Below are 24,158 nucleotides of genomic sequence, written 5' to 3'. Positions count from 1 at the left end.
GCTGAGGCCCTCATCGCATCCGGCGAGCCTAACCTCCCAGATGCGGGTTGGTGCCCAACTGGGATACGATTATGCATCGCAATCGGTCAGAGACAACGCGACTCATGGGGAAGAGGCAACGTGTCGAAATGGGTGATCGTCGGTGGCGGTATGACCGGAATGGCCTTGGCTTTGGCCGGCTCGGCTGCGGGTCAGCAGGTCCTGGTCCTAGAGGGTGCCGCTGAGACCGGCGGGCTGACCGGAACCATGCCGATGCACGTAGGCGACACCGAGGTCATCGTCGATCGCTTCTACCATGTGATCTTGGAATCCGACACCCACGTCTTGGCACTGCTCGACCAACTGGGCATGCGCGACGAGGTGCGCTGGTCGTCGGCACCCGCGTCGGTCGTCGCCAATGGCGTCTCCTATCCGGCCACCAGCTTTACCGACATGGCTAGGCTGCCCGCATTGTCACTGCCTAGCAGGATGCTTATCGGGTTGTCGATCGGGTTGAGCCTGCTGCTGCCACGGTTCCTCGCCGACCGGCTCACAGCACGGCGCTGGCTGACTCTCACTGCGGGGCCGAGTGCCTACCGTAATTTCTGGGCCCCCATCCTTCGCGCCAAGCTCGGCAACCAGGCCTGCCGGGTCGCTGCTTCCTTCCTGGTATTCACCTTCCGGCGGTTGGTCAGTGCTCGCCTGTCTGGGGCGGGGGATCGATTCGGGGTGTTGCCTGGTGGTTACGCGGAGGTCTTGCGCCGGATGGAGCAGAAGATCACTGGATGCGGTGGCGAGGTGCGCACCGGGGCTACCGTCGCCGAGATCGTCATCACCGGTCAGAGCGCTGAGGGACGCATACGCATCACCTTGGCCGACGGTACGCAGATCTTCTGCGATGAGGTCTTCGTCACTACTCCCGGCCCCATCACCAGCGGCATGCTGCCCCAACTGACCGCGGACGAACACGACCGGCTCACTGCTGCCCCCCATCTCGGGGTGATCTGCGGGGTCTTTCTTGTCAGGCAGCCTCCCAATGACTCCTACATCACCTATCTGGTAGACGATGCGGATCTGACCGGGGTGATTGGCATGCATGCCCTGTTGCCCGCAGTTGAGACCGGTGGGGCTGCTCTGCTTCAGCTGCCACGTTACTGCGCCAGCGACGACGAATGGTTCGAGCTCAGTGATGAACAGATTCGTGATCGTCTGCTGGCCGAACTAGCCCGGTGTCTTCCTGATTACCGGCCGGAGGTGATCGACTGGGCAATCAGTCGGGCGCCACATGTCGTGCCATTGCCATTGCCGCGTGCCAGGGAGCCGTTGCCCCACCAGACATCGCTGCCTGGAGTGCACGTGGTGAGTACTGCGCAGAACACCAGCGGCACATTGAACGTCGAGACCTCACTGCATCAGGCGGAAGCCGCCGTGACGGGTTGAAAGAAAGGAATGGAGTGACCAGCGAACGCATTGCATCGATTTCCTTGGATGCCGATAACTACTGGAGTTACAAGCGCACTCACGGCGATCCGGATTGGGTGAGTCGCCCCAGCTACCTGGGCGTGCTGGCCAGCCGGATGATCGAATTGTTCGATCGTCACCGGATCACCCCGACGGTCAATGTGGTGGGTTTCGATGCGGCGGCCGCAGACGGCCCGGAATTCGTCACCTGTCTTTCTGAATACGGTTGTGAAATCGGAAATCACAGCTTCGAACATGAGCCTTGGCTGCACCTGTACTCCCCAGATCAGCTGCGCGACGATCTGAACCGTAGCCACGATGCGCTGCTCGCTGCCGGGGCCAAGGAGGTCGTCGGCCTGCGCGCCCCGGGTTTCTCAATGTCCCCGGATCTGATGCGGGCCCTGGTGGAGATGGGCTACGAATATGACTCCTCAGTGTTGGCCACTTGGATCGGACCACTGGCTCGCACCTACTACCTGCGTACCAACAAGGATCTGACCGCCGAGGAGCGCCGCCAGCGCAAGGGGCTGTTCGGGTCATTCTGGGATGCCGCGTTGCCTAACAAGGGCTTCGAATGGACTGCGCCAGCCGCCCCCGGGGGACAGCGTCTCAGCCTGACTGAGGTGCCGGTTACAGTCTTCCCTGGGCTGCGGGTCCCCATTCACGCTAGCTATGTGATCTACCTGTCTGGTTACTCGCCCAAGGTCGCGGCTGCCTACGTCAAGGCAGCCGTCCGGGGCTGTCTGCTGAGCGGCACCGAGCCGAGCTTGCTGCTGCACCCGCTCGATCTGCTGGACAGCAGCGATGCCCCGGGACTGGAGTTCTTCCCCGGCATGAACCTCGACTTCGGCCGCAAGCGCGCGATTCTTGATCTGGCGCTGCAGGAACTGACCAGTAATTTCACAGTCGTCACCATGCGTGAGCATGCCCGCCATGTTCGTGAGACGACCACTATTACCAGAGACGTCGGCCTGCTCGATCGGGGTCGTCGCGTCGACATGGTGCCTGCCCGGTGACCGGGCGTGCACCCGTGGCCGTGGTGATGGGCACCCGGCCTGAGGCCATCAAACTGGCCGGTCTGGTGACCGGATTGGGTGACGATGCGCTGGTTGTCCACACCGGGCAGCATTACGACGCACAGCTCTGGGAAAATGTGCAGGCAGATTTGCCGGGCATGCACGTCGATGAGCACATCCACTGCGGGGGACGCTCTCGCGGTGAGCAGATCGGCATGGCCACCAGTGAGATGACCCGGTTCCTGAGCAGCCGGGATATCAGGGCCGTGGTGGTGCAGGGTGACACTAATTCGACGCTTGCCGGGGCGCTGGCCGCCAATGCTCTCGGTCTGCCCCTGGTACACGTCGAGGCGGGGCTGCGTTCTGGTGACCGGCGGATGCCGGAGGAAATCAACCGCATCCTGGTGGATACCTTGGCCGACCTATGTTGCGCCCCAGTTGAGCGCAACGCCAACCAGCTGATTCAGGAGCGGGTGACCCCCGACCGGATCGTGATCACCGGCAACACCCTGTGGGATGCCATGGCCATGATCCGTCCCACACCGCAGGGCACCGCGCAGGCGTTGGACAGTCTGAATGTGCCACCGGGCGACTACGTGCTGGCGACGATTCACCGGGCCGGGACCGTGTCCGATACCGAGCGCCTGGTTGGTTTGCTGGATGGCTTGGATGCGCTCGCGGAACAGGCCGAGGTGGTCTTCCCGGTGCACCCCCGGACGAGTGCCGCTATCGCAGAGGCTGGGCTGAGCGGTCGGTGGCAGAGGATTCACATGGTGCAGCCGCTGCCGCCAAGCCAGTTCATGGCCTTGGAGGCCGGTGCCACCCTTTTGGTCAGCGACTCCGGTGGGGTCCAGGAAGAAGCCTGTTTCCTACGTCGGCCGTTGCTGGTGCTGCGCGACAGCACCGAACGCCCTGAACTGCTCGATGGGTGGTGTCGGTTACTCGGCGATCAAGATCCTGCGGTGGCGATAGACCGTGCATGGGCTGATGCACGGCAGTGGGGCGCGGATCTCGCCATCAGACAGCTGCCTTATCCCGGCGAGTCTGCCAGCTCGGTGATAGCTGCCGAGATCAATCGACGCTGGCCGGCCTGATGTCCGCCACCTGGCTGGTGCTCAGCATAGGATGCTTGGTCCTGGGTACCTTCGCCTACGGGTTGGCTGGGGCGAAGCTGCATGATGGCTCGCGGGCCACCGGCGGTGCCCTTCGATCACGTTCTTGGTGGACGGGCACCGTCTTGCAGGCGGTCGGTTTCCTCGGCACCTTCGTGGCGCGACGATCCCTTCCGGTCGTCGTCGTGCAGGCCTCCTCGGGCGTCGGCCTGGCGATCACTGCGATCATCCAGCAGCTGACCGGAGTGCAACGATTGACCGGGAGATCCGCAACGGCGATCGGTGTACTGGTGGCCGGTCTTGTGCTGATCGCTTGGTCAATTGTTCCCGGACCGGCAGTGGCGATCCGCGCCGCCCATCTATGGCTATTGGCCGGTTGCGCCGTGCTGGCGGTTGTGCTGGCGGTCGTGCCATTGCCTGCCTGGGCCTCCGGGGCAGCATCCGGGCTGGGGTTCTCCTACGGCGCTATCGCGGCGCGGCTGCTGATGAGCGACACGCTACCTGCGTTATGGCGATTCTGGGAGCTTCCGCTGAGCGCCTGGCTTGCGGGTCTGTTGATGGCAAGCGGTGTGGTGCTCGGGCAATACCACTTGACCCGGGGTCTTGCCCGCGGTCAAGCCGCCCCGGTGCTCGGCATCATGTATGCGGTGGAATCGTTCTTTCCTGCCGGGGTCGGTTTTTGGTTGCTGGCCGAGGCCCCGCGACCCGGGGGATGGATCCCGATGTTATCGGGTCTGGTATTGACGATCCTTGGTGTTTGCATTCTGGCTGGTCGGACAACGGCCTGATGACAGACGAACTGATGACCGATGAACGCGGGCGTGACGGCTGGCGCTCGTAACGCATGGGTTCCGGACCCTGAGCCTCGGAGGGCTGGGGGAGCCCATCCATGAGGAGTGGATCGGGAGCGCTCAGGTCCACCGACCGCTCGGTTCCTTCATTAGAGAGCAGAACTTCGACTGGGGCGCGGGCGGGCTCGGTTTCGTTGACCTGTCGCAGCCCGAAGCCTACATTGAACAATTCCTCAAAGTAACGCTTGTTCTGCAGGCTGGACAGGGAGAGGAAGGGCAGCAGAACGGCTGCCAGCGCGCTGACGACGGCCAAGCCGTGCCATCCCAGATGACCGGTGGCGGTCAGCACCACTGCGAGCAGACCCATCAGCACTCCCGGTACCAAAGGCACCCAATAGGCGACCCATAGGTAGCCTTGGATAATAGAGCGGTAAGTCATCATGCGGGAACGTGGGCTGCTCAGCGAGGAACGCTGCCGTCGTTCGCCCATACCTGCCCAGGACAAGGTGGCGGGGATCTCCTCAATGCGTGCCCGCAGCACTTGGGCCTTGTAGAGGATCTCGACCATGATGTCTGCGCCCTCTGCCTTCAGCGACAGCGAGCGGATGAACGGGCCGTCGTAGGCGCGCACCATCCCGGTCAAGGTTTTCACATCATGGTAAGCGCATTTGCTAAGGAATTTGTTCGCCTGCCGAGAGCGGATCTCCAATGCTTTAGGTACTTCCACCGTGCGGCCACCGGGCATGTAGGGGGATGCGATGACGATGTGTGGCCGGTGTTCGAGCCATGCGGTGATCAGCCGGTCGAGGTCGGCCACCGAATAGGACAGGTCACAGTCCACAGTGACCACCAGATCGCCGTGAGATGAACTGATGCCGGTTCTTAGGGCCGCGCCGAGCCCCGAGTTGACCCGATGGCGCAGCAACTTGATCGGTATGACCACGTCGTTTGCGGTTTCCAGTGCGATGGCGGAGGTATCGTCATCCGAGCCGTCGTCCACGATCACGAGTTCCCACCGGAATTCCGATCGGTGGCTTGCGAGTTCCGCCAGTTCACGAATCGTCCGGGCGATCGTGGCCGCCTCCCGATGGGCGGGTACCACGAATGTTCCGCGAAGTTTCTTCCCAACACTTTCCACTGGACCCGATTCTCCCCACTCAGTCACGCAGGCCGCCATCTTCCCTGGCGAATCCGCTACCGATCGGCAGTCTAGACCTGCATACAGGAGTGTTTACAACTGATGTGTCGTACTCGTTATAAACGTTGGTATGGGATGCGGAGCCGTGTCTTCATGCCCCGGCATGTGGCAGGGAAGCCCCTGAGAACTCCCTTCATGGGCGTGGTCACCTATGGAGCAGGTTCGGGCTCCACGCGCTCATCGTCTGAGTATGTGCTTCTCCTGGCTGGTTCACGGCCAGGAATCTGTCATCGATTCACCGGTGGTTTCTGATTCATTAGGGTCAGCTTCGCTGATGTGAATCGTTACGTTCCCGGTGTCCATACCGCTTGGATCGGGCCAGAGTCGTACCGTACGCGGCCCGCTCGGGATCCCTGATCGGGAGTCCATGGCCTGTCTTCGAGTCGATTTCTCACAAATGTCGTCGTCGCGACCGGTGAAATTTGCAGGTGCTGACAGCTTGGCGAAACCTTCCTAGACCTTGTTGTTCCTGGGGTCGAAGTCGGCAGGAAATCCTTTTCCTCCTCGCCATGGCCATCACGTTGAAGAGAAAGGACTGCTGGAATCAACGCTTTCTGCAGAATCATGAAAATGATCTTCACCCGAGAAAATGATCTTCATCTCGGTGGGTGTAGCGATAATACGACGTTTTCCGCTCGGGGTGGGCGCTGCTGCACACGACAGATCGGGAGAGATGGAACGTGACCATGGGGCGGGTCTTCGTCACCGCTAGGCACCTAGGATGTGCTTGTGATCGCCGGAGTGAGCAATCGGGAGTTTCAGCACATCGAGAACGCTTCCTGGCAAGTCGCGGATGCGTTCTCCTGGAGCTACCGGGGCCCGCTAGGGAAAGCCGCATCAAGCACCGTCGGAACCCAGCCAGCGGGCGAGCTACCGGGGCCCGCTAGGGAAAGCCCCCGTTCCAGGAGCATCCTGGCGGCTCATCGGTGCATGTCGTGCGTGATGTGCGATAAAGATGCATGATTCGTGATGAAGTGGAGCAATGAGCCACCGCAGCGCCACCGACCATCCCCTTCATGTGGTCATGGTTTCGATGCACACATCTCCCTTGTCGTCGCCCGGGCGGGCCGACGCGGGTGGGATGAACGTCGTGGAACTGAACTCGGCGCTCGCCCTGGCTAAGGCCGGGCACCGGGTTGACATCCTCACCCGGCGTGACGACGACCTTCCCGGTGAAACCCGGATCGCTGACGGGGTCCGGGTGATCCGATTGGATGCCGGTCCTCCGGCACCCGTCGCCAAATCTGCCCAGGAAGCCCTCATAAACCCCTTCGCGGAGGCCCTTGGGAGATGGCTGAGTGCGGAGGGTGCCGACGTGGTGCATTCCCACCACTGGTTTTCCGGGATGGCCGCTGTCTCGCATGCCCGGGGAATGGGTGTCCCCCACCTACAGTCTTTCCACTCGGTGGCCGCCCCCCTCGGCGCCGACCTTGGGGAGGGGGAACAGCCCGAATCCCCAGGACGCGCGCGGGGAGAAGCCTTCGCCGCCCAGGCATCCGACGGTATTGTCGCGGTGAGCAGCTACGAGGCCGCCACGGTGAAGGCCCGCTATGGGGTTGAGGACTCCCGGATCACCGTCGTATATCCCGGAGTCGACTTGGGCTTGTTCGCCCCCGCGACACCGGCGACCCCGCCCAGGCTGGTCTTTGCTGCACGGCTGCAACCTCTCAAGGATCCCGGCCTGGCAATCCAGGCGCTCGCCCACATGCCAGGGGACACCCGTTTGGTGATCGCCGGAGAAGCCTCTGATGACTTCGCTGGATACGCTGAATCCCTGCATCAGCTTGTTCATCGGCTGGGGGTGCAGGAGCGCATTGATTTCCACGAGTCGTTACCCCGTGAGGCACTCGCGGAGCTCTTTGCTAGCGCCACGGTGCTGGTCAACCCGAGCCATTCGGAAACCTTCGGGCTGATCAACCTGGAGGCCCAGGCCTGCGGGGTTCCCGTCGTCGCCACCCGTACCGGTGGTATGCCTGAATCCCTCGTCGAGGGGATCAGCGGAGTTCTGATGGATTCCCGGGAACCTTTTGAATGGGCTCACGAGCTGCAGCGATTCGTTGACGACCCTGGCCTGCGGGCACGCTACGGTGCCGCGGGCAGGCAGTTCGCTGCCCGTCGCCCATGGCGGGTGGTGGCTGATGAACTTGTCGCCGTCTATCGAGGAGCGATCCGATGAACCCACTCGACCTGCTGCGCACCGCCGATGAGACCCCGCGCCCGCTGGTGGTTCACGCCCACCCAGACGATGAAACCCTGCAGACCGGCCCTTTGCTGGCCTGGCTCACCCGCCGGGGAATCGCCACGACGGTGATCACCTGCACCCGCGGTGAGCGGGGCGAGATCGTTGCGGGAAGCGTCGTGACGAAGCCAGCCCCCGCCGAATTCGTCGCCATCCGTCAAACCGAACTTGCCGGTGCTCTGACCGAGCTTGGGATCGAGGAACACTGCTTCTTGGGTACTCCGCCTGCTCGGCACCCAGGTGTGCCGCGACGCGAGTACCGGGATTCGGGCATGGTCTGGGTGAGCGAGGGACTGGCCGGGCCCGCAGATGCGAATGATCCAGATTCTTTCACTGCAGCACCCATCGACGAGATCGTCGCCGATCTCACCGCAGCCCTCACTGCTACCAAAGGGACGGTGATCGTCGGCTACGACGCCCTGGGCAGCTATGGCCACCCAGATCATGTGCGGGTGCACGAGCTGTGCGTCGAAACTGCTCGTCGTACTGGTGTTCCGCTGGTGCAGGTAGCCTCCGAGGAGGACGCCGAGGGGTTCGAGTGGTTCGACCTGGACGAGGAGACTCCGAGGGTCATTGCGGCCCTGCGTCGTCATGCCACTCAGTTGACGGTTGGTCCGGAAGGCATCACCCACGTCGGTGGCCAGCACCAGGACATCCCGCGCAGGATCGGGTTGATGCGTGGGTGATCACTCCCGGTCGGCGTGCCGGGCATCGCCATCACCATGTGGTCGTCTGTCTACTACTGGTGCCGACGGTCTCACCGGTCGAGGAGCACCTGGTTGACTGCCATGGAGATCTCCTCGACGGTGGCGATCCCCGCCGAATGGGTCTTGTTTCCCGTTGTCATCACGGCAATGGCCCAGCCATCGTCTCCGGAAGAGATATGTCCGGTGGAATTGACCATCCACGGAGATGTGCCCGGGTCGATCCGGGCATCGGCGGTTGCCTCGTCGAGCCAACCATTCTTGAGTTGGACCCGGTCGTCCTTCCCAGTACCTGCGCCGATGCCCCAGTCCTGGTCATCGGCCACCGTGGAGGCGAAACCGAGAACCCGCCGGGTCCTTTCCTGATCCAGCAATCTGCCCTGCGACAAGGAGTTCCAGAATAGGGCCATGTCGTCGGCTGAGACCATCGCCAGCCCCGAGCCGTCGTCGCCGGGGATGGCCGCGGAGTTGTCCATGCCGATCGAGACCATGTAATCGGTCATCGCTTGGCCGCCACCGGCCTGCTCCCAAAGCTTCTGCTGGGCTTGGTTGTCGGAGGTGATGATGGCCGATTCGATGCGATCCCAGGTCTCCTCGGAAATCTCCTGGGCATTTGACAGTACCGCGGTGGCGGTCACTACCTTGATGGTGCTCGCCGCGTAGAGTTCCTCGTCACCCTGGTAGGAGCAGTTCATCCCGGTGTCGTCGTGGACGGAGACCGCCGCGGTGACCCCGTCGGTGGCCAAGGAGGACACGTCGATGGCGGCCAGCTCCCGGGCCAGTGCTTCTTGATGTGCCGATGAGGTGCAACTCCAGCCGAGATCTCCCACCGCCACGGGGGCCAGCGCTGCGGGTGCCTGCCCTTTGGCGCAGGCGGCCAAGCTGAGCAGGGCGACGAGGGCAGTGGCGGCTCGAATCCTCATGGGAACCTTCCGTGGGGTGACGCGGATCATCCGGGAGAACCGGATTGCCTACATCGTTGCATCCGGGAGCGGGTGTCTTGGGGAATCCGAGGTTGTCGGCGATCCGGCTGGCCAGACCGGTTACGTGGTGATGGCGCTACGGCGCTTCGGTATGCGCGTGCTGGTTCCCGACCGCTGATCGGCAGTGGTCACGGCCCTGATGCCGCGCGAACACAAGTGACTCCGGCCGGACGGTCGGTAGCACGAAGAAATACTTCGATTTCACTACGGGATTCGCGGGGAGCCTCAGAAATCCTGCCAGCCCTTCATTGTCACCCCGACCGACCAGAGACGATCGTTCTCGTCAAACTCGAAGTGTAGCTCTGTACCGTTTTGATCGCGATACAAGATCCATTCTTTTTCCCATACTCCGGTTTCTTCTGGCGCTCCAAATATTTGTTCAATCTCTCGACGCCCTGCATCGTTTCCGAATGCGTCGAACAGGCGTCGCGGATAGGGGTCGTACCCGGCGCTCTCGTCTCCTTGTGTGAATAGTGAAATGGAAAGCAATGTCTGTTGACGCCATACAAACTCTGTACCTGCGCTGTAGAAACTCCAATAGGTGGACTTGCGTCCATCTCCGGTGTCTACGACGTCACGCTCGAACGTTGTGGCCAGCACTTTCAAGACCTCCACGGAAGCAGGGTTACCCTCAGCCGGGGTGTGTCCCACGGCTCGAAGAAAAACGTCGATCTCGCCTTTTGGAGATAGCATCAATAACCTAACTCTCTGTTCTTGGCACAAATCTCTCTGTATGTGGCCTCTATCTGCTCTTCAGTATACCCTTCCTGCAACATGTCGTCATGGTATATATCGAAATCCTTCTTGGCTGCTGATGTTAGATCGTCGGCGTCGTCTGTAATTTGGTCTGAACTGTTTCGGCGTCCATATGTTCTACTTTCAGTCTGATGGGTGCGTCGAGGGACAGCCATTGCGGTGCCAGAATCGATTACCTGCCGTTCTTGTTTTCTTGTAAGAGGCCTGCCTTTCATTGCTTCCGCTCGTTTGAGCAAGGCTGCTTTGGATGGGATGTGGTCCATGTCCATGCCATCTCGCCCTGGGCGTGACGTCAAGTCACCGTAGTGGCCGACCTCCCACTGAGTGATCCTGCCCTTTTTGTTGGGTTTCTTGAGTATGGCAAGGAGCTTGTCCATGTACTTTTTGAAGGGGCCTTTGAGTGCTTTGGCGGCAGCTTTCCCCTTTCCTTTGGCCATGGGTCATCCCTCCAGCAGTTTGCTGAGGGCAACGCCGATCGCTTGGTTGATGGCGAACTCGACAGCGTGTTTCAAGTGGATAGGGGTCGTACCCGACGCTCTCGTCTCCTTGTCTGTGCCTGCGCTGTAAAAAGTCCGATAGGTGGATTTGTGTCCATGCTCGTGTTCAAAAAGTCACGTTCGAACTTTGTGGCCAGCACTTTCAAGACCTCTACGGAAGCAGGATTGCCCTCGGCCGGGGAAAGGTCGGTGCTACGAAGAAATACTTCAATTTCACTGCGGGGATTCACGGGGAGCCTCAGAAATTCTCCCAGCCTTTCATTGTCACCCCGACCGACCAGAGGCGGTTGTCGTCGTCGAACTCGAAACGGAGTTCCGTTTCGTTCACATTGTCGTAGCAAATCCACTCACCGTTCCAGACCCCAGATGAATCCGGAACCCCAAGTTTCTTCTCAACCTCTTGACGTGTCACATCGTTTCCGAACGCCTCGAACAGACGGCGCGGATAGGGGTCGCAATCTTCCTCCATCGATCCCTGTACGAACAAGGTCGCTGAAATGAGGACATGGTTTCCCCAGAGAAAAATCGCACCAAATTCATGGAAGATCCAGTAGGCGGAATCATCGCCATACTCATCCTCCAAATCCTGTACCTCAAACAGAGATGGAAGCAATGATAATACCTCCGCGGATGCAGGATTTCCCCCCGAAGGGGAGTGTCCTACAGCTCGCACGAACACATCAATATCGCCGCGTGGCGCAAGCATTACAGACCAGCCTCTCTGTTGAGTTTATCAATTTCTTTCAATTTATTATCTCTTGTGGAGAGTGCTCTTGTACTGCCTCTGCGCGCTCGGAGCCCAGCATCGGAGTGACCGAGGCAGGTGGGATGAATGTCGGCGAGTTGACCTTGACGCTGGCTCTGGGCGGTCAGCATCTTCACTCAACGTGGTGGTGACCCGCCTCGTTCCACGGGATCGCCTTGGACATCCGGGTGATTCTGTCTCGACGTCGGCCCGCCAACCTTGCGCGCGTTTCTTCGGGAAAGTGATTCTGGGCCGGCAGACCGGGAATTTGGGCACGGCGAGGGTCGGTCCGGTGGTTGACCGGGCCGACCCCCGCTGATGGACCGCTCCCCGATACTGATAGGGTCCTCATCCTGGGTCCTCGGTGCTCGGGGCGCGGTGGATATCGCGCGGATTATCTAGTGCGGGCGGGTGAACCCGCGAACCTCGCGCGATTAGTCGAGTAGGTCGGCATACAGCGGGGTGGACAGGTAGCGCTCACCCCAGTCCGGGATAATGGCGACGATCGTCTTGCCCGCATTGTCCGGATCGGCCGCCAACTCGCTGGCCGCTTTCAGCGCAGCGCCGGCGGAGATGCCAACCAATAGGCCTTCCTGGCTAGCCGCGCGACGGGCGTAGTCCAAGGCGTCATCGGAACTCACCTTGATGATCCCGTCGAGCACGCCGCGATCCAGGATGTCGGGAACGAAACCGGCGGAGATGCCCTGGATCTTGTGAGCACCCTTCGGCTCGCCTGATAACACGGCAGATTCGGCGGCCTCAACCGCGTAAACCTTCACATCGGGGTTGTGGGCCTTCAACGCCGAACCTGCGCCGCTGATGGTGCCGGAGGTGCCGACACCCGCGACGAAGATATCGACCGCACCATCGGTATCGGCCCAGATCTCCTCGCCGGTGGTCTCGCGATGGATGCGGACATTGGCCTCGTTGCTGAACTGGCGGGCAAGGACCGCGCCGGGAATCTCCGCTGCGATCTCCTCGGCCCTCTTATTCGCTCCCGGTACGCCGTCAGCCCCCGGGGTCAGCACCAGCTCGGCGCCCAGGGCGCGCAGCACGGCACGGCGTTCCTTGGAGAAAGTTTCGGGCAGCACGATGATCACCTTGTAGCCGCGGGCCGCGCCCACCCAGGCCAGGGCGATGCCAGTATTGCCGGAGGTGCCCTCGACGATGGTGCCACCCGGCTTTAGCGAGCCGTCGGCCTCGGCAGCGTCGACGATGGCCACCCCGATGCGATCCTTCACCGAATTGGCGGGGTTGTAGTACTCAAGCTTGGCGAGCACGGTGGCCTTGGTTTCGGGGCCAAAGAGGCGGTTGATCCGCACGAGCGGGGTGTGGCCGACGAGTTTGGTGGCATCTTCGTGGATGGTCATTTGGTCTCCTGGTCGGGTGTGGAAACAGGTGGAATGGTGGCGCACGAATCCCGTGACGGGCGACGATAGATGTGAATGAACCGCCACTGGATGCGGGCAGTCGGGATCGTGTCGTCAGATCAGCGACAACACGGACACGGGCAGGCCGACATCGACGCGACAGACATGTGCGCCGACAAAACAAGACCTGCATTGATCACGTACCCGACGTTAGCACCTTAGGGTGCACGAACTGTCAACCGTCCGGCGGACGGACGACTGCAACCACCCTCCCGATCCCACCACTCGTAGTCGTTCTGTGGTCGTGTTCCCTCGTGCGGTGGCCGCCTCGGGCAACACCCATGGGTATCGTCGGGAATATGCACAAGGCGCATCCTTTCGCTGATCGCTGGAACCACAACACCAGGTGGTATCCGCGCATCGGCGAGATCGTCTCTGGTCATCAGGTGGTTCTCGATGTCGGCTGTGGCGACGGAACCTTGGCAGGCCACCTCGCGTCCCTCGGCCACCAGGTAATCGGGGTGGACCGCGACTCAACCATCCTGCCGCCCGATGCTCCCAACACCCATTTCATGCTGGGCGACGCCGTCTCGCTGCCTTTCGAGAACGACTCCTTCGACGCCGTGACGGCGGTCATGATGCTGCACCACACTCACCAGGAACTTGCCTTGGTGGAGATGCGAAGGGTGCTGAAGCCCGGTGGGGTCATGGTCATCTGTGGCACCGCCAGGGATCGTGCCCCCTCGGAGATGTTGCGCTCGCTGGCTGATGTTCCCGAGAACCTCATCTCCCGGGTCGGAACCACCGCTTGGGAGCCCGGCACAGTAAAGCTGGATGCGACCCAGTCTTGGCGGCAGACCCGCGCAACCATCTTCGAGATGCTTCCCGGGGCGCGCTGGGAACGCATCCCGGGCTGGCGCTATCTGGCGGTCTGGCAGCGTCCAGACACTGACCAGCGTTGTTAGCCCGTCCTGCCGTGAATTCCCGCGAAGCCGGTAGGTAGGCTGCTGCCATGAGGATAGGCATTCCACGTGAATCCCTGCCCGGAGAGAATCGAGTTGCCGCCACACCAGCGACGGTGGAACAGCTGATCAAACTGGGTTATGAGGTTGTCGTCGAGTCGGGCGCCGGGGCCCGTGCATCATTCCCGGACAACGAATTCGAGAAGTCCGGCGCCACGATCGTGTCCACCGCGCAGGCTTGGGGATCGGAGCTGGTTCTCGCAATCAATGAGCCCAGCGCCGACGAAATCGGGTTGATGCATCGCGGCTCAAACCTGATCACTTTCCTGCGTCCCCGTCAGAACGAGAAACTCCTCAAGGCCTTGCAGGAGGCCGGTATCACCGGCCTGTCCATGGATATGGTGCCGCGCATCTCCCGGGCCCAGTCGATGGATGCCCTGTCATCCCAGGCCAATATCTCCGGGTACCGAGGGATCGTCGAGGCTTCCTACAGCTTTGGGCGGACCTTTGGCGGCCAGGTGACCGCAGCAGGCAAGGTCGCTCCGGCGAAGGTCTTCGTCATCGGCACCGGCGTTGCCGGGCTGGCAGCGATCGGCGCGGCGAATTCCCGCGGGGCGGAGGTATACGCCACCGACGTCCGCCCGGAGACCGCTGAGCAGGTCGAGTCGATGGGCGCCACCTTCCTCAAAGTGCGCTCCGGTGAGGCCGACCAGGGGGTTTCCTCTGATGGTTACGCCAAGGCCACCAGCGATGACTACAACGCCCGGGCCGCCGAACTCTACATGGAGCAGGCCACCAAAGTGGACATCATCGTCACCACCGCGGCCATCCCGGGAAAGCCTTCGCCGAAGCTGATCACCGCGCAGATGGTGGCCGCCATGAAGCCGGGCTCGGTGATCGTCGACATGGGTGCCTTGGGCGGCGGCAACTGCGAACTGACCACCCCCGGTGAGAAGATCGTCACCGACAACGGTGTGACGATCATCGGCTACACCGATCTGGCCTCGCGACTGCCGTCACTGGCCTCCCAGCTTTACGGCACCAATCTGGTGAACCTGCTGAAGCTCGCCACTCCTGGGAAAGATGGCCAGCTGGTCATCGACTTCGAGGACGAGGTGCTGCGCAACATGACGGTTACCCGCGACGGGGAAATCACCTTCCCGCCGCCACCGATCCAGGTCTCGGCGGCCCCGGTGCCGGTGCCCGAGGCCAAGCCTGTGCCTGGCGGCGTGGATCCGGACCCACCGAAGAACCCGAAACCATGGTGGGTGTCTTTCTCCATCGTCGGTGTCATATCGGTGCTGCTGATCGCCCTTCTCACCTTCGCTCCACCGGCTTTCGTCGGCCTGTTCGGGGTATTCGCGCTGGCCCTGGTCGTCGGCTACTACGTGGTGTGGAATGTCACCGCAGCACTGCACACCCCGCTGATGAGCGTCACTAACGCCGTGTCCGGAATCGTGCTGGTGGGTGCCATCTCCCAGCTCGGTGCCGACAACATGACGATCACGATCATCGCGGCTCTAGCCGTGCTGATCGCCTCCATCAACGTGTTTGGTGGCTTCACGGTCACCAACCGCATGCTCAAGATGTTCCGGAAGGGCTGATCGACGATGCTGGCGAATTTCGTGCAGGCGACCTATGTCGTCGCCGGGGTGCTGTTCATCCTCGCTCTGGCCGGGCTGAGCCGCTTTGAGACGTCCAAACGGGGCAATGCCTTCGGCATCCTCGGGATGTTTCTTGCCGTCGTGGCGACGGTGGTGGCCGTCTGGGCCCCCGACAGCTGGCGCGGCGAGGACTGGGCAGATCGAATGCCCTCCTTCGTCGGCACCGCCGATGTCCCGGCCTTGGTGATTCTCGTCGTCGTGGTGCTGGTTGGTGCGGTGATCGGGGTGTTCAAGGCAGTCAGGGTCGAGATGACTGGGATGCCGCAGCTGATTGCCCAGTTGCACTCCTTTGTCGGGCTGGCCGCCGTGCTCATCGGGTTCAATGTGTTCATCGAGATCCGGCGCGAGCTGGAGGCCGGTCACGCCCACGAGCACATCGGTTTCTCAATGGCTGAGATCTGGATTGGGGTATTCATCGGAGCGGTGACCTTCACCGGATCGATCGTTGCCTGGGGCAAACTTGCCGAGAAGATCCAGTCGGCGCCGCTCACCCTGCCCGGTCGCAACTTTCTCAACCTCGGTTGCGTTATCGCGATCATCGGTTGCGGGGTGTGGTTCCAGAACACCCAAGACTGGCTACCGTTGATCCTGCTCACCGCGGTCTCGCTGTTCCTCGGTTTCCACCTGGTGGCGGCCATCGGTGGCGCGGACATGCCGGTGGTCATCTCAATGCTGAACTCCTACTCTGGTTTCGCTGCGGCCTTCTCCGGCTTTGCGCTCGGCATGAATGTGCTCATCATCACCGGTGCCCTGGTGGGTGCCTCGGGTGCCATCCTGAGCTACATCATGTGCAAGGCGATGAACCGCTCCTTCGTCTCGGTGATCCTCGGTGGCTTCGGTGCCGCTACGGCGGTCGCGACTAGGGACGAGCAGGGTGAGATCCAGGAACTCAACGCCGCTGAACTGGCCCAGGTACTCGCCGACGCCCGTTCGGTGATGATCACCCCCGGCTATGGCATGGCTGTTGCCCAGGCCCAATATCCCGTTGCCGAGCTGGCCAAGAAGCTCGGGGAGGCCGGGGTCGAGGTGCGGTTCGCGATCCACCCGGTTGCGGGTCGTCTGCCTGGGCATATGAACGTGCTGCTGGCCGAGGCGCACGTTCCCTATGACATCGTCTTCGAGATGGACGAGGTGAACGACGAATTCGACGAGACCGACGTGGTGCTGGTCATCGGCGCGAACGACACCGTCAACCCGTCAGCTACCCAGCCTGGTACCCCGATCTCAGGCATGCCGGTGCTGCGCGTGTGGGAGGCAAAGAAGGTTGTGGTGTTCAAGCGGTCGATGAAGCCGGGATACGCCGGCGTGGAGAATCCGCTGTTCTTCCACGACAACACCTACATGCTGTTTGGTGATGCCAAGGCATCCCTGGACGCGATCAACACCGCGCTGCCAGCAGCCATCGAACGCTGAACTTCGATCTGGGGAGACATCGCATCGGCGGTGTCTCCCCAGATCGTGTGCTGGTCGGTCTTGGAACAGGCAGTTACGGAGCCTCTCCCGGCAGTCGGTGGCCGGGAGTAGGGGAGGGACAGACCGCTGAGGATCAGGATTATCAAACCGATGCGCACAGTAGCATGCGTGGCGCAGTCGTTCAGGATGAAGCACAATCGTTCGGCAGGTGCATCCGGATCGACGGGGACGAAGACGATTCCTGCTCTCAGGCAGGCGTGGACGAGAGCGACGGTTTCCACCGACTTCTGGGCTAGGACCATGAGCCTGTGCTCGCGCCCGACCCCGACGTCACGCATCTGTTCGATGAGGGATGGGCAGCGTCCTTGTACCGCAATACTTAGGTGCCCGACACGATCGCTTCACCATTGCCACTTGTGTGGTTGGCCGCGAGGATGCGTGCGAGTCTCAATGGTCTGCCTCGCTCACGCGTCGGATTCGGTGGACTTGGACATGAAGACCATGGGCACGGACTGTACCTCTTCCCGACGCACGATTGCGTAGCCCAAGCGTTCATATAGCCGGATCACCTCGTCGAACTGGGCACCGGTGAAGATATTGAAGCGCTAGCAGTGGGCTATACGGCTCTCAATCTCGGACATCAGCAAGATACCGATCCCGCGCTTCTGCTGCGAGGGATCCACAATGAGCCGAGCAATCTCACAGGTTCCGTCCGACTCGTACGCCCGGACGGAACCGATAATTGCTCCGGTCTCCTCGTAGACGAGGATCTTGCTGCCCGGCATCTCTTCACGGATCTCGTCCACGGTCTGGGTCATGGGCGCGATGTCCATATTTCCTGCGCGGACTGCAACGCTGTGGAACGCTCTGCGCTGGAGAGCGATGATGTCCTCCAAGTCGTCCTGGGTGGCCTCCCGGATGAGTCCTCGCAGTTCAGCGTCGGTTGATCCGCCTGTTTCCTTTTCTAAGAAGTCCACGAGTCTCCCAACGTGGATCAGTACCTCGTCGGAGATTCCCTTGGAGTCCAGGCCGACGCCGAACGCATTGTCCAGTTCCGCGAGGAGTTCGACGATCTTCAGCGAGTCAACCCCGTACTCCATGCGAAGATCCGTGTCCTCCGTGATGTCGGAGGGGGTACTGGTCAGTTTCAGGCGTTGGGTGAGGATCTTCTGCACCCGGTCGAGGATGGCTGCTCTGGTCAATTGTCTCGTTCTTTCTGTCGATACTTTAGGAGTACGGCGTCATGGCTGGTGTCCTTGCCCCGGGGCCACCCATCGCATAGAGCATGATGCAATGTACTCGATATCACTCGGGTCAATCCGATTCTGGGCGAAGAACCTTGTCACCATCTCTCGGGCGTCTCGGAAGATGGTTGTGGGGTCACCGACCTGAATACGATTTAGTCCCTGAACCTCGTGCAGATACCTGCCGAAGTCTGCTTGGCCCGAGAAGCCTGGTGATAGCACCAGCTCTGGCACACTGCCCAAAATCTCCTCGACAGATGCCGTCTTATCGGATAGGCGAGTGTCTAGATAGGTGATGGCAGTCACGAGACGAACACCCCCCAAGAACCGCCAGGGTTGGCGGTCGGCGAAGAGGGATCCATACCCCGATGGGTCGCTATCTTTGCGTTTGGGGCTAATGTATCCAAGCTGTTGTGATGGGAGGCCAACTACATCTCGTCCAGGGGTGCGTACAAGTGACTCAGGAAAGTGTAATTGCTGCCGTGGTTGAAATAGAATCTGCACAGAGAGAAATACACCGCGTAGAGGATAAAGATCGGTGCGATCCCGGATTTGCTCATCTCTTGTGCGCTTTCCACCGAAATCTCGGGAGTGGGGCATAGGTGATCTCGGACTTTTCTTCGATCTCCATGGTCTTGATCCACTTCTGGGATGCCTGCTGCAAAGCGGAGGGGTCGTCGTGCGCGCTGCGGATCAATCCAGAATGGCTCAGGCTGGAGGGCTCTGCAGTCTGAGGGGCGAGTTGCTGGTGCCCTGGGGTTAGGGTACCCATGCCCATAACACTAGCTTTCCTATCGAAAAATACGGTGGGGCGTATCACCATCTGGTCAGACCAGGAGGTTGCGCCGTAGGTCATGGTTCTTTGCCGCGTCGCTTGGCGCGTTCACCGTGGCAGTGGTTTGCCAGAATTGGCAGTTCATTACGATTGGGCCTCAACTCAAGGTTCAGATCTTTCTGGCGCTACGCATCCGAGCCCAGGTTGGTGGTGTGCCGGTCTGGTTGTATGTCGGCCGACGACGCGACGTTCCAGTGTGCCGTTATCGCCGTCGAATAGCGGCTGACGAGGTGGATCGATCGTCCTAACTATGGCGACGGGGTGGTGGTGCCCATGCTGGCCCGGATCCCGGGCAGCGTCATTGATGTATACCGGTGCTCGTCGGCCTGCCGTTGGATGCAAAAGCGTATCGAAAAGTGGCTCTCACAAGCTGATTGACCCTATCTGACGAGAAAGGTAGCCTCTGCCGTGTTCGTTGCGCGCGGGGAAGCCAAGGGGAGGCAGCAATGGGTCATCGTCCACGGGGAGCGCGCGGTTTGTCCCGCCGCGGTCTGTCGCCCAGAACGCTGCCTGCATGGCTTGTGGTGATCTTGTTGGTCATCTTCGCTCCGATCAGCGCGAGCGCTGTCACGATCAAGCAGGTAGGCCAGGTTCTGGATGCCGTCGGTGGCAATGTCTACATCACGAATACCCCTACCGGCGAGAATGCCCAGTTTTGGGCCAACGGTGCATGGCACGATTTCAGCGAACTGGACCCTGCCGACAAGGCAACTCAGAATGGTCCCTCGGTCGACATCGGCAATGGCTGGTGGATCTGGTGGGATCATAGTAAGTACGACGGCGGCTCCTACGTGGTGTGGCGCTACCCGGACAATGGGCAGCTGACCTACAACGGGTCGAGGTGGCCCGGCTTCAAAGTGCGGTTGAACAAGATCGGCTACACCTCCACGGGGGAGACCATCGATTCGATCATCGACTTCCCCTATATCTACGCCTGGCAGTACGACGGGCTGCCGGAACCGAACTGGATCACCCCGTTCCAGATCTCGAAGCTCTACGGCCCTCTTGTGGCAGCCGAGGGCCATGATTCCAGCATATCGGTGGGAGTGGATACCCAATTTGTTACCACCTTGGTGAAGACGGGAACCGATACCCAGATCGATGCGAGCAGCCAGATAGACATTGTCTACTGGGACATCGATCAGCCGCTCCACTACACCCCCAGCGGCGCTTTCACGGCCGATTTCACCTCCGAGTGGCGGGAAGGGGTGCACCTGGTCGATGGCTACAAGGACGAGGCCATCGTCGGCACCGGAACCACGCTGAAGATCAGCGACAACAACACCTGGTTCCGCTCCGGGGCGAACGATCCTTCTGGTGAGCCGACCAACCAATCCACGGTCATCGCCAAGGCGGGGCCACAGTTCACCACCGGCTGGCGGGGTGAGGGCTGCTCCACCGGTATCGGATATGACTCGAAGGTCGTGATCTACCCCACCTGGCCGGAACCGGTGAAGTCTCCACCCCAGCAGATCTACAAGCGGGGCGAAACCGCCACCTTCGAGGTCTCCGAGAATTTCCCTTACGTCGCGGACTCCAACAAGGCCTCCTCCATCGTTATGACCGACACCCTTGATCCGGCCCTCGACGCTTCCAGGGCTACCGTGCGGGTGCTCAAGGACAACGTCGATGTGACCGGCAACTGGCAGATCACCATCAACGGACAAACCATCACCGCGACCGCCATCAACACCGGTCATGGCTACGCCGAATCCAATCACGTCTTCCGGATCACCGCCCCGGTCTCCACAACCACCGACCTGTCGGCCTACCCCACGGTCGGCATCGATGGCGTCAACCACTGGCAATTCCTCAACCAGGCTACGGTCACTATTGGGGGACAGCCGAAGACAACCAACACCGTCGAGGTACTGGTGCCCTACGAGGCGAAGGGACGCGTGGGGCTCACCGGAACCAAGAAACTCTTGGGGCATGCGCTAGCCCCCGGTCAGTTCTCCTTCGACCTGAAGGATTCGACCGGTGTGATCCTGCAAACGGTGAACAACGATGCCACCGGTGCCATCAACTTCGCGGATCTGGAGTACACCCAGGAAGACATCGGCAAAACCTTCACCTACACCATCACCGAGCACGATGACGGTGTCCGGGGATATGCCTACGACACTCACGCCGAGACCGTGACCGTCTCGGTAAGCGACGCCGGTCAGGGAGTCCTAGATGTCGCGGTCGCCACCGACGGGGATGGCTTGGCGTTCACCAACGAGTACAAGAACTCGCTCGGGGTCGCCAAGCAGTCCAGCACGGACGGCTCTCCGCTGGCAGATGCCCGGTTCACCCTCTATACCGATGACGGTGATGGGGTCTTTGACGACGGTGACCAGCCGGCCGTCGTATTCAGTGATGTCGATCTCACCGCTCCGATTCCGGGTGCGGAGATTACCACTACCGCTGATGGCAACGGGATCTACCACGGCCTCAGTGCTGATACCACCTACTGGCTCAGGGAGACCCGGGCACCAGCCGGTTTCAATCTCGACGGAACACCGCATCTGATCAGGGTTTCTGCCCAAGGCGAAGTGACAACCCTTGACGACCAGGGAACGAGCGTGCCGCTACCCCTGCGGGAGCAGACCGCCACCATCACCATCTCTGACGATCCGATCCCGGGGCTGCCGGCGACGGCAGGTCCGGGTGTGACGGGGCTGCTATTTGCCGGAACCTTCCTCATCGTCACAGGAAGCGGCGTCGTGTTGCTGCGGCGCAGGCTAGACCAGGAAATCGCCGGCTCATGAACTTTCCCCATTCGCTGAACCACTACAAGGAGAATCACATGACTGCGAAGCCCACCCGCAAGGTGGTGACACGAAACGTTGCGATCGCCGGGGCGATCACTGCCCTGTCGCTGTTGCTGTCGCCAGCCATGGCGATGGCCACTCCGACCAGTCCCACCGATGTCGCCGACACCACCCTCATTGTGACCGATCTGCTACCGGGCGACACCGTGAGTGCCTTCCGGATCGCCGACGCGGACATCGACGCATCGAGGAACCTCACCTACACGATGGCTCCCGGCCTACCGGAGGCCTACGACACGATTGACGAGATCGCCGCTGTGGCAAGTGACGGCACAGCCTTCAACCAGGGCAGCGCCATGCAGGCTGCGGCATCAGCCATCGCCGCGGTGCTGGTCAGTCCGGATCTCACCCAGGTCTCTGCTGGTGATTCGGTCGGCCTGCAACTCGGCAGCGGCTACTACTTGGTCCGGGTCACCAGCACCAACGGGACCACCCGCGTCTACCAGAACATGATCATCGATGCCTCTCCGGAGGTCATCAACGGGGACTATGCTCCCCGCCAGATCGCCCCGATTGCGGTTAAGAAGACCGAGGTCGCGATCGACAAAGGCGTCGGCCCCCAGTACGGAGCGAAGACCGACCAGTACAGCGTTGGCGATATGGTGCCGTTTCGGGTCACCACCGCTGTACCCTCTTACCCGGCCGATGCCAAGGACGCGACCTTCATCGTCGAGGACACCCCCACTGCAGGGCTGGAGATCGACACCACCTCAATCATGATCAACGGGGCCGCCGCCCAGTCGGGAGTCGATTACACGCTGACCGCCACGGCCAATGGCTACGAGTTCAGGTTTGCCAAGGCATGGGTGCTAGCCCATCCCGGTGATCCGGTCCAGATCACCTACAACGCGAAGGTGACCGATGCGGCATTCTCCCGCAGCGCCGACGATGTGACAGGAAACACCGCTACCATCACCTTCAATCCTAATCCCTACGACTCGGCGACGGCGATGTCCTCAGACAAGGCCACGGTGCAGACCTACGGGTATGTCTTCAAAAAGACCACCCCGGACGGCGATCCGCTGGCCGGTGCGGTGTTCACCATCACCTTGGCCAACGGCACCCAGGTGACTTCCACGTCCGGCCAAGATGGTTATGTCTACTTTGAAGATCTCGGTGCCGGTCAGTACACGGCAGTTGAGACCACAGTTCCCGCCGGATACCGTAAGGTCGCCGACCAGGTCTTCGAGCTCGGGGGTGCGGTGGCTGTCGCCGACAACCCGGCGACGGCGGGGGTCGTCGAGAACAATTATCTGGTGGCTCAGGCCGACGTCGTTGACCCGGCCCAACCTGTTTTGCCGGCCACGGGCGGTTCGGGGGCGCTCCTCCTGTCCGGGGCCGGAACTTTCCTGTTGGTCATTGGCGCCGCCCTGGGCGTCTCTGCCAGGAGACGCCGTCTCAGGGTCTGATACCTGTGGGTGCAGAACAGGAAATGACAGATCGGCCGGTTGGGGAATACGGGGCTCCAACCGGCCGGTCCTCCTCATCCGGTCGCCTGGTGCGGATCATTGTCGCGACGCTGGCGATCCTGGCTGGGGCTGGGCTGATCGCCTATCCGGTGATCAGCAACTGGATCAACCAGCAGACCCAGGACCAAGTGAGCAGGAACCAACAGCAGGCGGTCGAATCGGCGGCACCGGCCGACCTATGGCAGCAGAAGGCTGCAGCCATTGCCTACAACCAGCAACTGCTTAACGGCAGTTCCCACGTCGTCGACCCTTTTGATGGCCGTGACATGCGCCCGGATAACGAGGAATACGAGCAAGTGCTCAACTTGGCAGGCGATGGTGTGATGGCCCAACTGGTGATTCCCGCTATCGGGGTGGATTTGCCGGTCTCCCACTACACCGATGAGCGCTCCCTAACCCACGGCGTGGGGCACCTTGTCAACACCTCGGTGCCCTTCGGTGGCCCATCCACCCATTCGGTGCTTGCCGGACACACCGGCCTGCCCAATGCCCAACTGTTCGACCGGCTCGGTGAACTGCACCCCGGCGACTGGTTCATCATCCGGGTGCTCGGTGAAGATCACGCCTATCAGGTGAGCTCGGCCGAGGTAGTGCTGCCCGACGAGGTAAGCGCCTTGGCGATTGAGGCGGGAAGGGACCTGGTCACCTTGGTTACCTGTACCCCCTACGGGGTTAACTCCCACCGGCTGCTCGTCCGCGCCGAACGCACCGAGATCCCAGCCGAATGGTCGAGCGGTGATATCCCGATCAATCGTTCGGTGATCCCTGCGGCTCAGGCGATGCCCAGCGTGTGGATCGCCGTCGCGGCCGGGGCTGCTTCGGCGACGGTGATCCTGTTCATCATCTTGTTCGTCAATGCTGCCCGGCGCCGGGACCGTCGCCGGGCTCGCTGAACCGGCCGGGT

Annotated in this window: 20 protein-coding genes; 12 read left to right on the top strand and 8 right to left on the bottom strand. The window is 61.4% G+C overall.

Annotated features, from left to right (window positions below):
* The first annotated feature begins 120 nt into the window (after positions 1-120).
* Genes HMPREF1531_RS03060 through wecB form a run of 3 tightly spaced genes read left to right on the top strand, consistent with a single transcriptional unit; the run spans position 121 to position 3,550 of the window.
* Positions 121-1,419, top strand: a complete 1,299-nt coding sequence (locus tag HMPREF1531_RS03060; RefSeq protein ID WP_016668435.1) for an FAD-dependent oxidoreductase — start codon at positions 121-123, stop codon at positions 1,417-1,419.
* A gap of 14 nt (positions 1,420-1,433) precedes the next feature.
* Positions 1,434-2,456 (top strand): polysaccharide deacetylase family protein, encoded by a 1,023-nt coding sequence (locus HMPREF1531_RS03055; protein WP_016668434.1) that lies wholly within the window; start codon positions 1,434-1,436, stop codon positions 2,454-2,456.
* The gene (wecB, locus tag HMPREF1531_RS03050) at positions 2,453-3,550 is read left to right on the top strand and encodes a non-hydrolyzing UDP-N-acetylglucosamine 2-epimerase (protein WP_016668433.1); all 1,098 of its coding nucleotides are present in this window, start codon (positions 2,453-2,455) and stop codon (positions 3,548-3,550) included. Before HMPREF1531_RS03055 ends, wecB begins: the two co-directional genes overlap by 4 nt.
* A 654-nt stretch (positions 3,551-4,204) precedes the next feature.
* Here wecB and HMPREF1531_RS03045 read toward each other — a convergent pair.
* A complete protein-coding gene (locus tag HMPREF1531_RS03045; protein WP_198010974.1) occupies positions 4,205-5,524 on the bottom strand; it encodes a glycosyltransferase family 2 protein in 1,320 nt (439 codons plus the stop codon).
* A gap of 1,015 nt (positions 5,525-6,539) precedes the next feature.
* Between HMPREF1531_RS03045 and HMPREF1531_RS03040 the strand changes: the two genes are divergently transcribed.
* Positions 6,540-7,733 carry a glycosyltransferase gene (locus HMPREF1531_RS03040; protein ID WP_016668430.1) on the top strand — a complete coding sequence of 398 codons (1,194 nt, stop codon included), beginning with the start codon at positions 6,540-6,542 and terminating at the stop codon, positions 7,731-7,733.
* On the top strand, positions 7,730-8,482 hold the full coding sequence (locus HMPREF1531_RS03035; protein WP_016668429.1) for a PIG-L family deacetylase: 753 nt from the start codon (positions 7,730-7,732) through the stop codon (positions 8,480-8,482). The genes HMPREF1531_RS03040 and HMPREF1531_RS03035 overlap by 4 nt, the downstream gene beginning before the upstream one ends.
* Before the next feature lie 71 nt (positions 8,483-8,553).
* Here HMPREF1531_RS03035 and HMPREF1531_RS03030 read toward each other — a convergent pair whose 3' ends face one another.
* A complete protein-coding gene (locus HMPREF1531_RS03030) occupies positions 8,554-9,423 on the bottom strand; it encodes a serine hydrolase (protein ID WP_016668428.1) in 870 nt (289 codons plus the stop codon).
* On the opposite strand from HMPREF1531_RS03030, the gene HMPREF1531_RS13535 reads away from it, so the two are divergent.
* A complete protein-coding gene (locus HMPREF1531_RS13535) occupies positions 9,422-9,601 on the top strand; it encodes a hypothetical protein (protein WP_036897077.1) in 180 nt (59 codons plus the stop codon). The two genes, HMPREF1531_RS03030 and HMPREF1531_RS13535, sit on opposite strands and share 2 nt — an antisense overlap.
* 107 nt (positions 9,602-9,708) lie before the next feature.
* Here HMPREF1531_RS13535 and HMPREF1531_RS03020 read toward each other — a convergent pair whose 3' ends face one another.
* From HMPREF1531_RS03020 to cysK, 4 genes are all read right to left on the bottom strand, one after another.
* Positions 9,709-10,098 (bottom strand): hypothetical protein, encoded by a 390-nt coding sequence (locus HMPREF1531_RS03020; protein WP_232210215.1) that lies wholly within the window; start codon positions 10,096-10,098, stop codon positions 9,709-9,711.
* 77 nt (positions 10,099-10,175) lie between these two features.
* Entirely contained in the window at positions 10,176-10,676 is a 501-nt protein-coding gene (locus HMPREF1531_RS03015) for a hypothetical protein (protein ID WP_016668426.1), read from the bottom strand.
* Between the two features lie 298 nt (positions 10,677-10,974).
* Positions 10,975-11,442: a hypothetical protein gene (locus tag HMPREF1531_RS03010; RefSeq protein WP_016668425.1), complete on the bottom strand. Its 468-nt coding sequence runs from the start codon at positions 11,440-11,442 to the stop codon at positions 10,975-10,977.
* A gap of 473 nt (positions 11,443-11,915) precedes the next feature.
* Positions 11,916-12,851 (bottom strand): cysteine synthase A, encoded by a 936-nt coding sequence (gene cysK, locus HMPREF1531_RS03005; protein WP_016668424.1) that lies wholly within the window; start codon positions 12,849-12,851, stop codon positions 11,916-11,918.
* A gap of 359 nt (positions 12,852-13,210) precedes the next feature.
* On the opposite strand from cysK, the gene HMPREF1531_RS03000 reads away from it, so the two are divergent.
* The 3 genes from HMPREF1531_RS03000 to HMPREF1531_RS02990 are packed head-to-tail and all read left to right on the top strand — an operon-like array spanning position 13,211 to position 16,890.
* Entirely contained in the window at positions 13,211-13,816 is a 606-nt protein-coding gene (locus HMPREF1531_RS03000) for a class I SAM-dependent methyltransferase (protein ID WP_198010973.1), read from the top strand.
* A gap of 47 nt (positions 13,817-13,863) precedes the next feature.
* The gene (locus tag HMPREF1531_RS02995) at positions 13,864-15,417 is read left to right on the top strand and encodes a Re/Si-specific NAD(P)(+) transhydrogenase subunit alpha (RefSeq protein ID WP_016668422.1); all 1,554 of its coding nucleotides are present in this window, start codon (positions 13,864-13,866) and stop codon (positions 15,415-15,417) included.
* A gap of 6 nt (positions 15,418-15,423) precedes the next feature.
* Positions 15,424-16,890, top strand: coding sequence for an NAD(P)(+) transhydrogenase (Re/Si-specific) subunit beta (locus HMPREF1531_RS02990; RefSeq protein ID WP_016668421.1), 1,467 nt, complete (start codon positions 15,424-15,426; stop codon positions 16,888-16,890).
* Here HMPREF1531_RS02990 and HMPREF1531_RS14375 read toward each other — a convergent pair.
* Together HMPREF1531_RS14375 and HMPREF1531_RS12735 are read right to left on the bottom strand one after the other, a co-directional pair.
* Positions 16,815-17,228 (bottom strand): AMP-binding protein, encoded by a 414-nt coding sequence (locus tag HMPREF1531_RS14375; RefSeq protein WP_016668420.1) that lies wholly within the window; start codon positions 17,226-17,228, stop codon positions 16,815-16,817. The two genes, HMPREF1531_RS02990 and HMPREF1531_RS14375, sit on opposite strands and share 76 nt — an antisense overlap.
* A 267-nt stretch (positions 17,229-17,495) precedes the next feature.
* Complete coding sequence (locus HMPREF1531_RS12735) at positions 17,496-18,092, bottom strand: GNAT family N-acetyltransferase (RefSeq protein ID WP_051123318.1); 597 nt, start codon at positions 18,090-18,092, stop codon at positions 17,496-17,498.
* A 1,323-nt stretch (positions 18,093-19,415) separates the two neighbouring features.
* Between HMPREF1531_RS12735 and HMPREF1531_RS02965 the strand changes: the two genes are divergently transcribed.
* The 3 genes from HMPREF1531_RS02965 to HMPREF1531_RS02955 all read left to right on the top strand — a co-directional run bounded on the left by HMPREF1531_RS02965 (position 19,416) and on the right by HMPREF1531_RS02955 (position 24,147).
* Positions 19,416-21,722, top strand: coding sequence for a Spy0128 family protein (locus HMPREF1531_RS02965; RefSeq protein ID WP_016668415.1), 2,307 nt, complete (start codon positions 19,416-19,418; stop codon positions 21,720-21,722).
* 38 nt (positions 21,723-21,760) lie between these two features.
* Positions 21,761-23,194 (top strand): isopeptide-forming domain-containing fimbrial protein, encoded by a 1,434-nt coding sequence (locus HMPREF1531_RS02960; protein WP_016668414.1) that lies wholly within the window; start codon positions 21,761-21,763, stop codon positions 23,192-23,194.
* 89 nt (positions 23,195-23,283) lie between these two features.
* Positions 23,284-24,147, top strand: coding sequence for a class C sortase (locus tag HMPREF1531_RS02955; RefSeq protein ID WP_232210214.1), 864 nt, complete (start codon positions 23,284-23,286; stop codon positions 24,145-24,147).
* Positions 24,148-24,158 lie beyond the last annotated feature (11 nt).

Origin of the sequence: Propionibacterium sp. oral taxon 192 str. F0372, from assembly GCF_000413315.1 — a bacterium.
Classification (GTDB): Bacteria; Actinomycetota; Actinomycetes; order Propionibacteriales; family Propionibacteriaceae; genus Brooklawnia.
This window is presented reverse-complemented; position numbering and strand designations above follow the sequence as displayed.

What these genes read in the sequence shown, in the direction of transcription:
- HMPREF1531_RS03040 (WP_016668430.1), top strand. Translation starts at nt 6,540, where the DNA reads ATGAGCCACCGCAGCGCCACCGACCATCCCCTTCATGTGGTCATGGTT.
- HMPREF1531_RS03035 (WP_016668429.1), top strand. Translation starts at nt 7,730, where the DNA reads ATGAACCCACTCGACCTGCTGCGCACCGCCGATGAGACCCCGCGCCCG.
- HMPREF1531_RS13535 (WP_036897077.1), top strand. Translation starts at nt 9,422, where the DNA reads ATGGGAACCTTCCGTGGGGTGACGCGGATCATCCGGGAGAACCGGATT.
- HMPREF1531_RS03030 (WP_016668428.1), bottom strand. Translation starts at nt 9,423, where the DNA reads ATGAGGATTCGAGCCGCCACTGCCCTCGTCGCCCTGCTCAGCTTGGCC.
- HMPREF1531_RS03015 (WP_016668426.1), bottom strand. Translation starts at nt 10,676, where the DNA reads ATGGCCAAAGGAAAGGGGAAAGCTGCCGCCAAAGCACTCAAAGGCCCC.
- HMPREF1531_RS03010 (WP_016668425.1), bottom strand. Translation starts at nt 11,442, where the DNA reads ATGCTTGCGCCACGCGGCGATATTGATGTGTTCGTGCGAGCTGTAGGA.
- cysK (WP_016668424.1), bottom strand. Translation starts at nt 12,851, where the DNA reads ATGACCATCCACGAAGATGCCACCAAACTCGTCGGCCACACCCCGCTC.
- HMPREF1531_RS03000 (WP_198010973.1), top strand. Translation starts at nt 13,211, where the DNA reads ATGCACAAGGCGCATCCTTTCGCTGATCGCTGGAACCACAACACCAGG.
- HMPREF1531_RS02995 (WP_016668422.1), top strand. Translation starts at nt 13,864, where the DNA reads ATGAGGATAGGCATTCCACGTGAATCCCTGCCCGGAGAGAATCGAGTT.
- HMPREF1531_RS02990 (WP_016668421.1), top strand. Translation starts at nt 15,424, where the DNA reads ATGCTGGCGAATTTCGTGCAGGCGACCTATGTCGTCGCCGGGGTGCTG.
- HMPREF1531_RS14375 (WP_016668420.1), bottom strand. Translation starts at nt 17,228, where the DNA reads ATGCGTGACGTCGGGGTCGGGCGCGAGCACAGGCTCATGGTCCTAGCC.
- HMPREF1531_RS02965 (WP_016668415.1), top strand. Translation starts at nt 19,416, where the DNA reads ATGGGTCATCGTCCACGGGGAGCGCGCGGTTTGTCCCGCCGCGGTCTG.
- HMPREF1531_RS02960 (WP_016668414.1), top strand. Translation starts at nt 21,761, where the DNA reads ATGACTGCGAAGCCCACCCGCAAGGTGGTGACACGAAACGTTGCGATC.